Below are 14,430 nucleotides of genomic sequence, written 5' to 3' on the forward strand. Positions count from 1 at the left end.
CAGCGAGCGAATGCGAGCTTGGGGGCATGAGGTTGTTTCAATGCGAATGGCAGCTGCCGCCGGCCTTGGCCGGCATCGCGTCGTCGCGACCCTTGCCGGCGGCGGCGAGCCTGGCCTCGTAGTCGCGCCACAGCGCGTCCTGCTGGCTGCCGAGCTTGTAGAGATAGTCCCAGGCGAACAGGCCGCTGGCGTGGCCGTCGGAGAACTCGGGGCGCACGGCGTAGTGGCCGACCGGCTCCAGGCCGGTGATCAGCACGTCGCGCTTGCCGGTCTGCAGCACTTCCTGGCCCGGGCCATGGCCCATGACCTCGGCGGAGGGGCTGTAGACGCGCAGCAGCTCGAAGGGGATGCGAAAGCGCGCGCCGTCGTCGAAGGCGATCTCCAGCACGCGGGACTGCTGGTGGACGGTGATCTCGGTGGGGGCGGGCATGCCCGAAGTGTAGGTGCCGGCCTGCGAGCCGCAGGGCTTGTGGGCCGCAGGGCCTCATGCCAGCCGGCTTGCAGGCCGTCTGGCCTTCGTCCGGCGTCGGACAAGCCGCAGGGCTTGTCCTCGGTCCGGACTCAGAACACCAGATAGGTCGGCACGATGCCGTCCTTGGGCCTGACCTGCGTGAAGCGGCCCGCCAGGCGCGACTGCACGCTGACGGGCAGCGGCGCGAACCCGCTGCCGCGCGTCAGGTCGTCGCCGTGCATGAAGCACCAGTAGAGGTATTTCAAGGTCGGCGCGACCTTGCCTGACGTGGCCGGCTCGGCGTCGACGAGCACGAAGCTGGTCAGCGTGATCGGCCAGGTCTCGTTGCCGGGGCGGTCCAGCAGCGTGGCGAGGTCGTCGCCCTGGCGGTGCATGTCGCTCTCCAGGATGGCGGCGCGGAAGCCCGCCTCGGTGGGCAGCACGAACTTGCCCGCCGCGTTGCGCAGCTTCACGGCGGCCAGCCGGTCGCGCAGCACGCGGTCGAAGGAGACGTAGGCGATGGCGCCCGGCGTCGAGCGCAGCGCCTGCACCATGCCGTCGTTGCCCTCGGCCTTCAGCGGCTCGCCCGGCCAGGCCGGCATCTGGCCGATGCCGACCTCGGCCTTGAAGGCCGCCGACGCGCCGGCCAGGTAGCGGCTGAAGCCCTCGCTGGTGCCGGACTTCTCGCCGCGCACGACGCGCCTGATGGCCAGCGCCGGCAAGCCCGGGCCCGGGTTCAGCGCCGCGATGCGCGCGTCGTTCCAGGTCTTCACGCGGCCCTGGAAGATGTCGGCCAGCAGTTCGCCGTCCAGCTGGAGGGGCGCGCCCAGGCCCGGCAGGTTGACGACGGGCACGACGCCGCCGACCAGCATCGGGATCTGCACCAGGTGCTGCCTGGCCAGCTCGGCCGGCGGCAGCGGCGCATCGGTGCCGCCGAAATCGACCTTGCGGGCCGTGATCTGCTTGATGCCGTCGCCCGAGCCCGTGCCCTTGTAGGCGACCAAGCCGCCGCCCGCCTTCTCGAAGGCCTTGGCCCAGGTCTCGTAGACCTTGGACGGAAACGTGGCGCCCTGCCCCTGCACGGGCTGGGCAAAGGCGGAAGCGGCTAGCAGCAGCGAAGACGCGAGGGCCGGGATCAGGCGCTGGAAAACGGGCATGGCCGGAAGCTGGAGACTTGGTGAAAACCCGCGATCATGCCCTGTGTCTTGCGGCGCCCACCCGAGGCGGGCGATCTAATCTGGCGTTTCCATGGCTTATTTCTCCCATCCCATGTCCCGTTTTGCCCGCCACCGGCTGGCCGCCGCAGCCACCCTGCTCGGCCTGGCCGCCGCCGCACCCGCCCTCGACCTGGGCGGCCTGTCCAGGGACGTCCAGCCCTGCGACGACTTCTATGCCTTCGTCAACGGCAACTGGGAGGCCGCCACCGAGCTGCCCGCCAGCCGCGCCCGCATCGGCAGCTTCGAGCAGCTGCGCCAGAACAACGACGCGCTGCTCGGGAAGGCGCTGAAGGAGCTGGCCGAGACGCCCTCGCTGCAGACGACGCCCGGCCTCAGGCTCATTGCCGCCTATTACGCCAGCGGCATGGACGAGGCCGCCATCGAGGCCCGCGGCCTGAGCTCGCTGACGCCGCTGCTGAACCGCATCGACGGCCTGCAGCGCCGCGAGGACCTGCCCGCGCTGCTGGCGCTGCTGAACCGCAGCGGCATTGCGGCCCCGCTCGCCTTCGGCGTGCAGCCCGACCGCAAGGACACGCGGCGCAATGTGCTGGGCCTGAGCCAGTCGGGCCTGGGCCTGCCGGACCGCGACGACTATTTCCGCGACGACGAGCGCACCCGCACCGTGAAGGCGGCCTACCGCAGCTTCGCCGCAACCCTGCTCGCCGCCGCGAAACGGCCTGCCAGCGAGGCCGAGCTGGACGTGCTGGACGCCTTCGAAACCCGGCTCGCCGAGGCCACGCGCGAGCGCGCCAGGCTGCGCGACCCCAATGCCGGCTACAACCCGATGAGCCCCGCCGAGCTTGTCGCCGCGGCGCCCGGCTTCGACTGGGGCGCCTATCTCGCCGTGCTGACCGCGGGCGCCAAGGCGCCGCAGCGCGTCATCGTCGGCCAGCCCGAGTTCGCCGCGCGCGTCGCTCAGCTCGCCGCCGACACGCCGCTGCCGGTCTGGCGCCAATACCTGGCGCTGCGCGTGCTCGATGCCGCGTCGCCGCGCCTGCCCAAGGCCTTCTCGACGGCAGATTTCGACTACCGCGGCAAGACCATCACCGGCCTGCAGGCACCGGCGCCGCGCGGCGAGGACGTCATCCTGCAGATCGGCGGCCGCACCGGCGGCGAACCGGTGGCGCCGGGCCTGGGCGAGCTCTTCGTCGCCCGCGCGTTCTCGCCCGAGGCCCAGAAGCGCTCGCTGCAACTGCTGGACGACGTGCGCGCCAGCATGAAGGCGCGCATCGAGAAGCTGGACTGGATGACGCCCGCCACCAAGGCCAAGGCGCTGGACAAGCTGGCGCAGATGCAGCCGCTGATCGGCGCCCCCGACAAATGGCCGCAGTTCGACGGCCTGCAGCTGAGCAGCAACGACTACGCCGGCAACTGGCTCAGGGCCGCGCTGTGGCACAGCGGGCAGCAGATGAAGGACCTGGACGCGCCGGTGGACCGCGGCCGCTGGCGCACCAGCCCGCACATCGTCAACGCCTTCGCCGGCGGGCTGAACCAGATCACCTTCCCGGCCGGCATCCTGCAGCCGCCCTTCTTCTCCGCATCGGCCGACGATGCGGTCAACTACGGCGGCATCGGCATGGTCATCGGCCACGAGATCACCCACCACTTCGACGACAGCGGCCGCAACTTCGACGCCGGCGGCGCGCTGACCGACTGGTGGACGCCGGCCGACGCCGCCGGCTACAAGGCCCGCGCCGACAAGGTGGCCGAACGCTACGGCGCAATCTCGCCGCTGACGGGCTACACCATCAACGGGCGCCTCACGCTGGGCGAGAACATCTCAGACATGTCGGGCCTGCCCCTGGTCTTCGAAGGCCTGCAGCGGGCCTTGAAGCGCAATGGCGGCGCCGAGAAGAAGATCGACGGCTACACGCCGGCACAGCGCTTCTTCCTCAGCAATGCGCTGGTCTGGCGCAACAAGGTGCGCCCCGAGTTCCTCATCAACCAGCTGCGCACCGACCCGCACTCGCCGGCCCGCTACCGCGTGCTGACGCCGATGAGCAACTCGCCCTATTTCGCGCAGGCCTTCGGCTGCAGGCCGGGCAGCGCGATGGTGGCGAGCGACCCCGTCACGGTCTGGTGATCTGCACCTGACGAAAGCAACGGGGCCGCGGGCCCCGTTTTGCTTTCCGGCCTGTACGCTCAACGGTGAAGGAAGTCATGCGCGTCGCGTCGCCCCATGACGAGCGGCACGGAACAGCCCCGCCGTCACGAAACCGACTTCATGCAATTCAGCTGCGGTTTTCCGCGGACCGTCGCATGGCACAGGCATCTCATCGCCTCCAGCTTGGGCACGCTCAGTTACACGCCTAGCCTGAGAACAGGTCGACGCGCTGCGTCCCCTGACCCCACCGACACCCAACAGGAGCTTGTCATGTCCACCCGCTACTCGATCGCCCAACGCACGCCCGCTCTCAACACCCTGTTCGCCGGCCTCGCCTGCGCGATCGCCCTGGCCCTGAGCGCCGGCCCGGCGCTGGCCCAGTCGACCGAGATGGAGCGCGTCGAAGTGCGCGGCCATGTCGTGGAAGCACCGGTCCGCTACGACGTTCACGCCAGTTGCACCGACATCGAAGACCAGCTGCTCCGCCCGCTGGCGCAGACCTGGTTCCGCGGCGACGGCTACGGCGAGGTGAAGGTGCGGCTCGTCATGGAAAACGGCGAAGTCAGCGCCGTCCAGGCCCATGGCATTTCGATGGAGACGGCGCGCGACGTGCGCCACGCGGTCCGCCGGCTGCGTTGCGGCCCGCAGGCCGTGGCCGGCGCCCAGGTCTACCGCTTCAGCGTCGACTTCGTGGACCCGAAGGCGCCCGACGGCGACGCGCAGACGGCCGACACCCGGCGCGTCGGCATCCGCGTTTCCCAGGTCAGCCGCTGAAGACCCGGGCGACGGCCGCATCCACGGCCTGCAGCGGCTGTGCCAGCCGCGCCGCCGCGCCGGCCGGCACCTCATCGCGCAGCGGCGCCGCCCAGACGGGGGCAGGGAAATGGCTGTCCCAGTCGAAGCGGGCGATGACGTGCCAGTGCAGATGCGGCACGACATTGCCCAGCGTCGCGAGGTTGACCTTGGTCGGCGCGAGCAGCGACCTCAGCACCTGCTCGATCCGGGCGACGGCCTCCATGCAGGCCTGCCTGTCCTCGGCCGGCAGATCGCTGAACTCGGCGGCATGCGCCGTCCAGATGAGCCGGTAGAAAGCCGGGAAGCGGCGTGCCTCGTCGCCATCGATGACGCGCACGACGCGGAACTTCGGCGTGCGGACGACGACGAGACCGCCGTCCGCATCGCACAGAACACAGCTCACACCAGCACCCGCTCGATGCCGCCGTGATTGGCCTTGGCCACATAGTCCGGCATCCAGTTGGCGCCGAGGATATGGCGGGCCATCTCGACGACGATGTAGTCGGCCTCCAGCAGGCCGTTCTGCAGGTCGTCGCCGTAGCGGCTCAGGCCCTGCAGGCAGCTCGGGCAGGAGGTCAGGATCTTCAGGTTGTCCTGCGCGCCGACCTTGCCGCTTTCGCGCAGCTGGGCCTCGGTCTTGCGCAGCTCCTCTTCCTTGCGGAAGCGGATCTGCGTCGACACATCGGGCCGCGTCACGCCCAGCGTGCCGCTCTCGCCGCAGCAGCGCTCGTTCTTGACGACGTTCTCGCCGACCAGGGCCTTGACCGTCTTCATCGGCTCCTGCTGCTTCATCGGCGAATGGCAGGGGTCGTGATAAAGATAGCTCTGCTTGGAGCCCAGCGTGATGCCCTTCTCCAGCAGGTATTCGTGGATGTCGACGATGCGGCAGCCGGGGAAGATGTCCTCGAACTTGTAGCCCTGCAGCTGGTCGTAGCAGGTGCCGCAGGACACCACGACGGTCTTGATGTCGAGATAGTTCAGCGTGTTGGCGACGCGGTGGAAGAGCACCCGGTTGTCGGTGATCATCTTCTCGGCCTTGTCGAACTGGCCCGAGCCGCGCTGCGGATAGCCGCAGCAGAGGTAGCCCGGCGGCAGCACCGTCTGCACGCCGGCATGCCAGAGCATGGCCTGGGTGGCCAGGCCCACTTGGCTGAACAAACGCTCCGAGCCGCAGCCGGGGAAATAGAACACCGCCTCGGTCTCGCTCGCCGTGGCCGGCGGGCGGATGATGGGCACGTAGTTCTTGTCCTCGATGTCCAGCAGCGCCCGCGCCGTCTTCTTCGGCAGGCCGCCCGGCAGCTTCTTGTTGATGAAGTGGATGACCTGTTCCTTGACCGGTGCCGGGCCGACGGTGGCCGGCGGCGCGCTGGTCTGGCGGCGGCCGATGCGCTTGAGCAGGTCCACCGTCAGGCGCTGGGCCTTGAAGCCCACGCCCACCATGGCCGTGCGGGCCAGCTTGATGGTCTCGGGGTTGGTCGCGTTCAGCATGAACATGGCGGCCGCATTGCCCGGGCGCCAGCTCTTCTGGCCCATCTTGCGCAGCAGGTTGCGCATATTCATCGTCACGTCGCCGAAGTCAATCTTGACCGGGCAGGGCGACGCGCATTTGTGGCAAACCGTGCAGTGGTCGGCCACGTCCTCGAACTCCTGCCAGTGCTTGATGGACACGCCGCGGCGCGTCTGCTCCTCGTACAGGAAGGCCTCGACCAGCAGCGAGGTCGCCAGGATCTTGTTGCGCGGGCTGTAGAGCAGGTTGGCGCGCGGCACATGCGTGGCGCAGACCGGCTTGCACTTGCCGCAGCGCAGGCAGTCCTTGATCGAGTCGCTGATCGCGCCGATGTCGCTCTGCTGCATGATCAGCGACTCGTGGCCCATCAGGCCGAAGGACGGCGTGTAGGCATTGCGCAGGTCCGCCGCCAGCCCGCCGTGGCGGATCAGCTTGCCCTTGTTGAAGCGGCCTTCCGGGTCGACCCTGGCCTTGTAGGCCTCAAAGTTGGCGATCTCGTCGTCGGTCAGGAATTCCAGCTTGGTGATGCCGATGCCGTGCTCGCCGGAGATCACGCCGTCCAGCGAGCGGGCCAGCGTCATGATGCGAGCCACGGCCTCATGGGCCGTCTGCAGCATCTGGTAGTTGTCGCTGTTGACGGGGATGTTGGTGTGCACATTGCCGTCGCCGGCATGCATGTGCAGGGCCACCCACACGCGCCCGCGCAGCACGTCCTTGTGGATGCGCCGGCACTCGGCGATCAGCGGCTCGAAGGCGGCGCCGTTGAAGATGGCTTGCAGGGGCTTCAAGATCTGCGTCTTCCACGACGCGCGCAGCTCGTGCGTCTGCAGCCCTTCGAAGAAGCCAGCATCCAGGCCGTTCAGCCATTGCTGCCACAGCTCGCCCACCTCGCGCAGCAGGGCCAGGGCCTGCTGAACCCGGTCTTCCAGCAGCTCGGCGGTCGGAATCTCGCCCGCGTCGTCGCTCTTGCCCAGCGGCAGCTTGCCCGCCGTGAACAGCGCCTGCAGCGCCGTCACCAGCTCCAGCTTGTTGCGCAGGCTCAGCTCGATGTTGATGCGCTCGATGCCCAGCGTGTACTCGCCCATGCGCGGCAGCGGGATCACGACGTCCTCGTTCACCTTGAACGCGTTCGTGTGGCGGCTGATGGCGGCGGTGCGCTTGCGGTCCAGCCAGAACTTCTTGCGCGCATCGGCGCTGACGGCGATGAAGCCCTCGCCCGAACGGCCGTTGGCCAGGCGCACGACCTCGCTGGTGGCACGCGCCACCGCATCCGCGTCGTCGCCGACGATGTCGCCCACCAGCACCATCTTGGGCAGGCCGCCGCGCTTGCTCTTGGTCGCGTAGCCCACGGCCTTCAGGTAGCGGTCGTCCAGGTGCTCCAGGCCGGCCAGCAGCACGCCCTGGTCGGCGACCCCGAACATGTAGTCCTTGATGTCGACGATGCTGGGCACGCAGTCCCTGGGGTTGCCGAAGAACTCCAGGCAGACCGTGCGCACGGCGCTCGGCATGCGGTGCACGATCCAGCGCGCGCTGGTGATGAGGCCGTCGCAGCCTTCCTTCTGGATGCCCGGCAGGCCGGCCAGGAACTTGTCCGTCACGTCCTTGCCCAGGCCCTCCTTGCGGAAGACCCGGCCGGGGATGTCCAGGCGCTCGCTGCGCTCCAGCGTCTTGCCCGACGCATCGAAATAGCGCAGCTCGAAGCTCGCGACCTCGACGTCGTGGATCTTGCCGAGGTTGTGGTTCAGGCGCACGACCTCCAGCCACTTGGCCTCGGGCGTCACCATGCGCCAGCTGGCGAGGTTGTCCAAGGCCGTGCCCCACAGCACGGCCTTCTTGCCGCCGGCGTTCATCGCGACATTGCCGCCGATGCAGCTGGCCTCGGCCGAGGTCGGGTCCACGGCGAAGACGAAGCCATGCTGCTCGGCCAGGTCGGCCACGCGCTGCGTGACGACGCCGGCCTCGCTGAAGATGGTCGGCACTTCGCGGTCCAGGCCCGGCAGCTTCAGCATCTCGACGCCGCGCAGGGCCTCGAGCTTCTCGGTGTTGATGACGGCGCTGTTCCACACCAGCGGCACCGCGCCGCCCGTGTAGCCGGTGCCGCCGCCGCGCGGGATCACCGTCAACCCCAGCTCGAAGCAGGCCGCCACCAGGCCGGCCATCTCGGCCTCGGTGTCGGGCGTCAGCACGACGAAGGGGTATTCCACGCGCCAGTCGGTCGCGTCGGTCACATGCGACACGCGCGACAGGCCGTCGAACTTGATGTTGTCCTTGGCGGTGTGGCGGGCCAGCGTCTTGGCGGCGCGCCGGCGCAGCGTCGTGACGCTGTCGAAGAACTTGGCGAACTCGGTCACCGCGCCGCGCGCGGCGTCCAGCAGCTCGCCCACGGCGGCGTCGCGCTGCGGGTCGCTGGCCGGATCACGGCGCTTCTGCACCTCGGCCAGGCGGTGATGCAGGGCCTCGATCAGCAGGGCCCGGCGCCTGGGGTTGTCCAGCAGGTCGTCCTGCAGATAGGGGTTGCGCTGCACCACCCAGATGTCGCCCAGCACCTCGTACAGCATGCGCGCGGAGCGGCCCGTGCGCCGCTCCAGCCGCAGCTGGTCCAGCAGCTGCCAGGCCCGGGAGCCCAGCAGCCGGATGACGATCTCGCGGTCGGAGAACGAGGTGTAGTTGTAGGGGATCTCACGCAGGCGCGGCGCGCCTGCGGTGGTGTCGGTCGCGTCAGCGGCGGCCGGCATCAGGGGATGCGGTGCGTTCATGGGGAAAAGGGGGGAGCGGCCAAGGATCGTATCGCAGGGGTTTTCCCCTCAGAATTGGCGGGATGAAGCCCTGGCCCTATCCCTTGTGGCTCGCCCACCGCGGCGCGGGCAGGCTCGCCCCGGAGAACACGCTGGCCGCCTTCCGCGCCGGCGCCGGTTTCGGCTTCCGAGCCTTCGAATGTGACGTCAAGCTCAGCCGGGACGGCGAAGCCTTCCTGTTGCACGACGACACGCTGGAACGCACGACCAGCGGCCGGGGCTCGCCGGCCGGCCTCGACTGGACGGAACTGGCGCGCCTGGACGCCGGCGGCTGGCACGGCCCCGCCTATGCCGCCGAGCCGCTGCCGCGCTTTGCGCAGATCGCCGCCTTCTGCCAGGCCAATGCCTGCATGCTGAACGTCGAGATCAAGCCCTGCCCCGGCGACGAGGCGCGCACCGGCGCGGCCGTCGCGCGCGAGGCGGCGCGGCTGTGGGCGGGCGCGCTGCCGCCGCTGCTGAGCAGCTTCAAGCCCGAGGCCCTGGCCGCCGCGCGCGACGCCGAGCCCGCCCTGCCCCGCGCACTGCTGCTGGACCAGCTCTGGGACGGCTGGCCCGAGGCCGCCGAGGCGCTGGGCGTCGCGGCCGTCATCACGAACTGGCGGCTGATGGACCGCGCGCTGATCGAGCGCCTGCACGGCAGCGGCTGGCGGGCGCTGGTCTACACGGTCAACGACGCGGCCGTAGCCGGGCGGCTGATTGCCGACGGCATCGACGGCCTCATCACGGACGCCGTCGACCGGTTCGGCCCGCACCGACCGGACGCCCCCTAACGGACGACTTCCCGGCCGGCGGCGGAACATGTATGCTGCGCTGCAACATCGATTCTTCGATGCCGGTTGTCTCCTCCACCCACCGGTGGATTGACCCCTGCACGGCTCGCCGGCAGGGGTCTTTTTCCTTGCGCGGTCCGCACCTCGCCCGTCCATGGTGCGGCGCCGGCATCCGGCACGTCGACAAGACTTGTCAACGAAGGGTTAGCCTCGTACGCTCGCTCCCACTCGGGTGCGGCCGGCAACAATAACTTTTTCTCTTGGCGCACCGTCGTTGGGGCGAGTTGATCAAGGGGGATTCAGGTGCGCGCTCGGATTCCATCCGTTCTGATGCGCAGGCGGGCTTTGATCGGCGCGGGCGTGGCCGGGTGGCTGGCATCCCTGCACGGTTGCGATCGCCGCAATGCCGGCCGCGCCGAGGGGCTGTCGAAACTCCGCATCGCGACGCCCCTGGTGCCGCATTCGGGCCTGCTCCATCTCGCGTCGGCGCGCGGCTTCTTCCGTGACCAAGGGCTGGACGTCGCCCTGCTCCCCCAGATGCATGGCAAGGCTGCGCTGGCCGAACTGCTGCAGGGGCGGGCCGACCTGGCCGTCGCGGCGGACGTGCCCGTCGTCGTCGAGGTGCTCAAGGGCGCGCCGCTGGGCATCATCGCCTCGGTGGCCAGCGCGTCGAACGAGCTCGCCGTGCTTGGGCGCGTCGACCGCGGCATCCACGGCCCCGGCGATCTGCGCGGGCGCAGGGTAGGCGCCACCCTCGGGACGAGTGGCGAATACTTCCTCTGGGCCTTCCTGGTGCGTCATCGCATCGCGCCCCAGTCGCTGCAGCTGGTCGACCTGCCGCCTGCGCAGCTCATCGATTCGCTGCGCAGCGGCCTCGTGGACGGCGTCGCGGCCTGGCAGCCCGTGCGGCACGAGGCCGAGCTGGCCTTTGGCGACGCCATCGTCTCCCTCCATGCGCCGGACGCCTATGCGCAAAGGTTCGTCGTCGTGGGCCTTCGCGAGTATCTGCAGGCGCAGCCGCAGGATCTGCGCCGTCTGCTGCGCGCATTGACCGAGGCCGAAACCTTCGCGCACGCCGACCCGCGGCAGGCCAGGGCGACGCTGGCGGGCCTGCTCAGGCTCAGCCCCGGCACCCTCGACCCGTCCTGGCGGGACATGACTTTCGCGGTCGAGCAGCAGCAGGCCCAGTTGGTCACGCTCGAAGACGTGGCGACCTGGGCCATGGCGCGCGGCTATGCCCCGGCCCAGCCCATGCCCAACTTCCTGGCGCATCTGTCCCTGGACGCCCTGCTGGCGCTGGACCCGGCGCGGGTGACGGTGGTGCGATGAAGATCAGCAGCAAGGCCAAGCTGGCCGCAACGCTGATGCTGGGCACGATGGTGCTGATCGCGATCAGCATCGGCTGGGCCAATGCCCAGGTCCGCGCGGCGGTGGTCCAGCGCCGCCACAGCGTCGAGATTGCCGGCGCGCTCAACAACATCCGCATGGTCACCTTCGAATACCTGCTCAATCGCCGCGAGCGCGCGCGGCTGCAGGAGCAGGCCGTGTGGCAAAGGCTGGAGCGCCTGTTCGCAACCCCCGTTGCGCTCGACGGCGCGGCCGCCGGCATCCTGGCGAGCCTGCGCAGCCAGGGCGAGGCCAGCCATCGCCTGTTCGGCGAGGTCGATGCGGCGCCGCCCGGCACGGCGGCCGTCGACGACGTCCAGCGCCGGTTCGAGGCGCAGCTGTCGAGCCGCATCCTGATCCTGCAGCAGAACAGCCTCGTCGATGTCGAGCAGCTGATCGACGATGCGGGGGCGCGGATCGACGCGACGCAGCGCCGCGTCGTGCTGGTCACGGGCCTGGGCCTGCTGGCGATGGCGGTCCTGACCGGCCTCGCCGCGTGGCTGTTCCGGCGCGACGTGCTCGATCCGATCGCACGCCTGGAGCTGGCGACCCGCGAGGTCGCTGCCGGCAACTGGTCGTTCGAGCTCGGCGTCGGGAGCGCCGACGAACTGGGCGACATGGCGCGCCACTTCGACGCGATGACGCGCGCGCTGCGAGATTCCTTCGGCCGGCTCGAAGTCAGCAACCGCGATCTCGTGGCGCTGAACCGCGAGCTCGAATCGTTCAGCTATTCGGTGTCCCACGATCTGCGCAGCCCGCTGCGCAGCATGGACGGTTTCTCCCTCGCGCTGCTGGAGGACTACGGCGACCGGCTCGACGACGAGGCCCGCGACAGCCTGCAGCGCATACGCGGGGCCAGCCAGCGCATGGGCCGCCTGATCGACGAGCTGCTCGGCCTGGCGCGGGTCACGCGGGCCGAGTTGAGGATCCAGGACGTCGACCTCAGCGCGATGGCCGGGGAGATCGCCGCCGCGCTGGCCCGCACGCAGCCCGGGCGCCGGGTCCGGTGGGAGATCGAGAAGGGCATCGTCCTTCGCGGCGACCGCGAACTGCTCGCGATCGCGCTGCAGAACCTGCTCGACAACGCCTGGAAGTTCACCGGCAAGGTCGACGAGGCCGTCATCCGGGTCGGCACGCGGCACGAGGACGGCCGGCCGGTCTGCTTCGTCGCCGACAACGGTGCCGGATTCGACATGGCCTATGCCGCCCGCCTCTTCGGCGCCTTTCAACGCCTTCATCACGAGACCGATTTCCCGGGCACGGGGGTCGGCCTGGCCATCGTCCAGCGCGTGATGCGTCGCCATGGCTGGTCGCTCGGGGCCGACGCTGCGCCCGGCCAAGGCGCGACCTTCTATTTCCGCCCCACGGAGCGAGACGATGAACGAAGAGAACAAGACCATCCTGCTGGTTGAAGACAACCCCGACGACGTCGCGCTGACGCTGCGGGCCTTCAAGCGCAGCCACCTGATGAACCCGATCGTCGTGGTTCGCGACGGTGTCGAGGCCCTCGACTTCCTGTTCGCGCGCGGCGCCTACGCCGACCGGGCCGCGGCGCCGCTGCCGACGCTGGTCATCCTCGACCTGAAGCTGCCCAGGCTGGACGGGCTGGGCGTGCTCAAGGCGCTGCGCGCCGATGCGCGCACGATGCTGCTGCCGACGGTCATCCTGACCTCGTCCAAGGAGGAGCAGGACGTCGTCGCCGGCTATTCCTTCGGCGCCAACAGCTACGTCCGCAAGCCGGTCGACTTCATCGAGTTCGTCGAGGCCGTCAAGGTGCTCGGCCTGTACTGGCTCGCGCTCAACCAGATCCCGCCGCGGCAGACTCCATGAACGAGCGTCCGATCAAGGTTCTCGCGGTCGAGGACTCCGAGAACGACTTCCGCCTGGCCATGCGCCTGCTCCGGCGGGCGGGCTTCGCGCCGGACTGCCGGCGCGTGCAGGACCTGCCGGCACTGCGGCAGTCCCTGCTCGAAGGCCCCTGGGACGCCCTGATCTCGGACTTCAGCATGCCCGGCTTCAGCGGCCTGGAGGCGCTGGCCGAGTTCCGCAAGACGGGGCTGGACATCCCCTTCATCTTCGTCTCCGGAACGATCGGCGAAGAGACGGCCGTCGCCGCGATGCAGGCCGGCGCCAACGACTATGTGATGAAGGAGAACCTGAGCCGCCTCGGGCCGGCCCTGGAGCGCGAACTGGCGCAGGCCGCCCGGCGCGCGGCCCATCGCCAGGCCGAGGCCGAGCTGAGCCGCTTCGAGGCGCATCTGCATCAGGCCCAGAAGATGGAGTCGCTCGGCACGCTGGCCGGCGGCATCGCGCACGACTTCAACAACATCCTCGGCGCGATCCTCGGCAACGTCGAGCTCGCGCGGGCCGATCTCGAGGCCGGGCATCCGGCGCTGGCCGCCCTCACCGAGATCCAGCTGGCCAGCCTGCGCGCCCGCGACCTCGTGCGGCAGATCCTGACCTTCAGCCGCCGCCGGCCGCAGCAATTGCAGAACATCGCGCTGAGGCCGATCGTCGAAGAGACCTTCCGCCTGCTGCGCGCGACCCTGCCGGCCGGCGTCGAGCTGCGGCTGTGCCTGGACGAAGCCCCGCTGCACGCGAACGCCGATGCGACCCAGCTCCAGCAGGTGCTGATGAACCTGTGCACGAACGCCTGGCATGCGCTGCGGGGCGAGGCCGGGCAGATCGACATCGGCCTGGCCGCCGCCCACATCGATGCCGCCACCGCCCGCCTGCGCGGCCTGGCCGCCGGGTCCCACGTCCACCTGTGGGTGAAGGACACGGGCTCGGGGATGGATCCGGCGACGCTCGAAAGGATCTTCGAGCCCTTCTTCACGACCAAGTCGGCCGGCCAGGGCACCGGGCTCGGCCTGTCGGTCGTCCACGGCATCGTCGTCAGCCATCACGGCAGCATCACCGTGGACAGCCAGCCGGGCCAGGGCAGCAGCTTCCATGTCCACCTGCCGGCGACCTCCGCGCCGCCGGCCATGCCGCCGACCGCCGAGCGCACCGCGCCGGCGCGGGCCGCGCGCGGCGAGCACATCGTCTACCTCGACGACGACGAGACCGTCATGCTCGTCATGGTCAGGACCCTGCAGAGGGCGGGCTACCGGTGCAGCGGCTACCGGGAAGCCGCCGACGCGCTGTCCGCCGTCAAGGACGAGTCCCTGGGCGTCGATGTCTTCATCACCGACTACAACATGCCGGGGCTGTCCGGGCTCGAAGTGGCCCGCGAGGTGGCTGCGATCCGGCCCGGCCTGCCCATCGTCATCTGTTCGGGCCTGATCACCGAGGAACTCTGCGATGAAGCGCGGCAGGCGGGCATCAGGGCCGTGATCGAGAAGGAGGACGCCTTCCGCGAGATCGTGCCGCAGGTCGCACGCCTGTTGACCGCAGCGACGTAAA

11 protein-coding genes are annotated in these 14,430 nt (G+C 69.8%); 7 read left to right on the top strand and 4 right to left on the bottom strand.

What is annotated here, in order from left to right; genetic code table 11:
- Positions 1 to 37: 37 nt before the first annotated feature.
- Together NYP07_RS03130 and pstS are read right to left on the bottom strand one after the other, a co-directional pair.
- Positions 38 to 430: a gamma-butyrobetaine hydroxylase family protein gene (locus NYP07_RS03130; RefSeq protein WP_268147324.1), complete on the bottom strand. Its 393-nt coding sequence runs from the start codon at positions 428 to 430 to the stop codon at positions 38 to 40.
- A gap of 131 nt (positions 431 to 561) precedes the next feature.
- Positions 562 to 1,608, bottom strand: a complete 1,047-nt coding sequence (gene pstS / locus NYP07_RS03135; RefSeq protein WP_268147326.1) for a phosphate ABC transporter substrate-binding protein PstS — start codon at positions 1,606 to 1,608, stop codon at positions 562 to 564.
- 112 nt (positions 1,609 to 1,720) lie between these two features.
- Between pstS and NYP07_RS03140 the strand changes: the two genes are divergently transcribed.
- Together NYP07_RS03140 and NYP07_RS03145 are read left to right on the top strand one after the other, a co-directional pair.
- Positions 1,721 to 3,751 (top strand): M13 family metallopeptidase, encoded by a 2,031-nt coding sequence (locus NYP07_RS03140; RefSeq protein ID WP_268147328.1) that lies wholly within the window; start codon positions 1,721 to 1,723, stop codon positions 3,749 to 3,751.
- 291 nt (positions 3,752 to 4,042) lie between these two features.
- Complete coding sequence (locus NYP07_RS03145) at positions 4,043 to 4,546, top strand: hypothetical protein (RefSeq protein WP_268147330.1); 504 nt, start codon at positions 4,043 to 4,045, stop codon at positions 4,544 to 4,546.
- On the opposite strand, the gene NYP07_RS03150 is transcribed toward NYP07_RS03145, so the two are convergent.
- Together NYP07_RS03150 and NYP07_RS03155 are read right to left on the bottom strand one after the other, a co-directional pair.
- Positions 4,536 to 4,970, bottom strand: a complete 435-nt coding sequence (locus NYP07_RS03150) for an HIT family protein (protein WP_268147332.1) — start codon at positions 4,968 to 4,970, stop codon at positions 4,536 to 4,538. The two genes, NYP07_RS03145 and NYP07_RS03150, sit on opposite strands and share 11 nt — an antisense overlap.
- On the bottom strand, positions 4,967 to 8,830 hold the full coding sequence (locus NYP07_RS03155) for a DUF3683 domain-containing protein (protein ID WP_378990202.1): 3,864 nt from the start codon (positions 8,828 to 8,830) through the stop codon (positions 4,967 to 4,969). The genes NYP07_RS03150 and NYP07_RS03155 overlap by 4 nt, the downstream gene beginning before the upstream one ends.
- Before the next feature lie 62 nt (positions 8,831 to 8,892).
- Between NYP07_RS03155 and ugpQ the strand changes: the two genes are divergently transcribed.
- The 5 genes from ugpQ (at position 8,893) to NYP07_RS03180 (ending at position 14,429) form a co-directional block, all read left to right on the top strand.
- Complete coding sequence (gene ugpQ, locus NYP07_RS03160; protein ID WP_268147337.1) at positions 8,893 to 9,639, top strand: glycerophosphodiester phosphodiesterase; 747 nt, start codon at positions 8,893 to 8,895, stop codon at positions 9,637 to 9,639.
- Between the two features lie 330 nt (positions 9,640 to 9,969).
- On the top strand, positions 9,970 to 10,968 hold the full coding sequence (locus NYP07_RS03165) for an ABC transporter substrate-binding protein (RefSeq protein WP_268147339.1): 999 nt from the start codon (positions 9,970 to 9,972) through the stop codon (positions 10,966 to 10,968).
- Complete coding sequence (locus NYP07_RS03170; protein WP_268147341.1) at positions 10,965 to 12,437, top strand: sensor histidine kinase; 1,473 nt, start codon at positions 10,965 to 10,967, stop codon at positions 12,435 to 12,437. The genes NYP07_RS03165 and NYP07_RS03170 overlap by 4 nt, the downstream gene beginning before the upstream one ends.
- On the top strand, positions 12,403 to 12,855 hold the full coding sequence (locus NYP07_RS03175; RefSeq protein ID WP_268147343.1) for a response regulator: 453 nt from the start codon (positions 12,403 to 12,405) through the stop codon (positions 12,853 to 12,855). Before NYP07_RS03170 ends, NYP07_RS03175 begins: the two co-directional genes overlap by 35 nt.
- Positions 12,852 to 14,429, top strand: a complete 1,578-nt coding sequence (locus tag NYP07_RS03180; protein WP_268147346.1) for a response regulator — start codon at positions 12,852 to 12,854, stop codon at positions 14,427 to 14,429. Before NYP07_RS03175 ends, NYP07_RS03180 begins: the two co-directional genes overlap by 4 nt.
- Position 14,430: the final 1 nt, after the last annotated feature.

Origin of the sequence: Pelomonas aquatica (assembly GCF_026712205.1) — a bacterium.
In the GTDB taxonomy this organism is placed as follows: Bacteria; Pseudomonadota; Gammaproteobacteria; order Burkholderiales; family Burkholderiaceae_C; genus Pelomonas; species Pelomonas aquatica.

Coding starts and splice junctions, on each gene's coding strand:
- NYP07_RS03130 (WP_268147324.1), bottom strand. CDS start 430: ATGCCCGCCCCCACCGAGATCACCGTCCACCAGCAGTCCCGCGTGCTG.
- pstS (WP_268147326.1), bottom strand. CDS start 1,608: ATGCCCGTTTTCCAGCGCCTGATCCCGGCCCTCGCGTCTTCGCTGCTG.
- NYP07_RS03140 (WP_268147328.1), top strand. CDS start 1,721: ATGTCCCGTTTTGCCCGCCACCGGCTGGCCGCCGCAGCCACCCTGCTC.
- NYP07_RS03145 (WP_268147330.1), top strand. CDS start 4,043: ATGTCCACCCGCTACTCGATCGCCCAACGCACGCCCGCTCTCAACACC.
- NYP07_RS03155 (WP_378990202.1), bottom strand. CDS start 8,830: ATGAACGCACCGCATCCCCTGATGCCGGCCGCCGCTGACGCGACCGAC.
- ugpQ (WP_268147337.1), top strand. CDS start 8,893: ATGAAGCCCTGGCCCTATCCCTTGTGGCTCGCCCACCGCGGCGCGGGC.
- NYP07_RS03165 (WP_268147339.1), top strand. CDS start 9,970: ATGCGCAGGCGGGCTTTGATCGGCGCGGGCGTGGCCGGGTGGCTGGCA.
- NYP07_RS03170 (WP_268147341.1), top strand. CDS start 10,965: ATGAAGATCAGCAGCAAGGCCAAGCTGGCCGCAACGCTGATGCTGGGC.
- NYP07_RS03175 (WP_268147343.1), top strand. CDS start 12,403: ATGAACGAAGAGAACAAGACCATCCTGCTGGTTGAAGACAACCCCGAC.
- NYP07_RS03180 (WP_268147346.1), top strand. CDS start 12,852: ATGAACGAGCGTCCGATCAAGGTTCTCGCGGTCGAGGACTCCGAGAAC.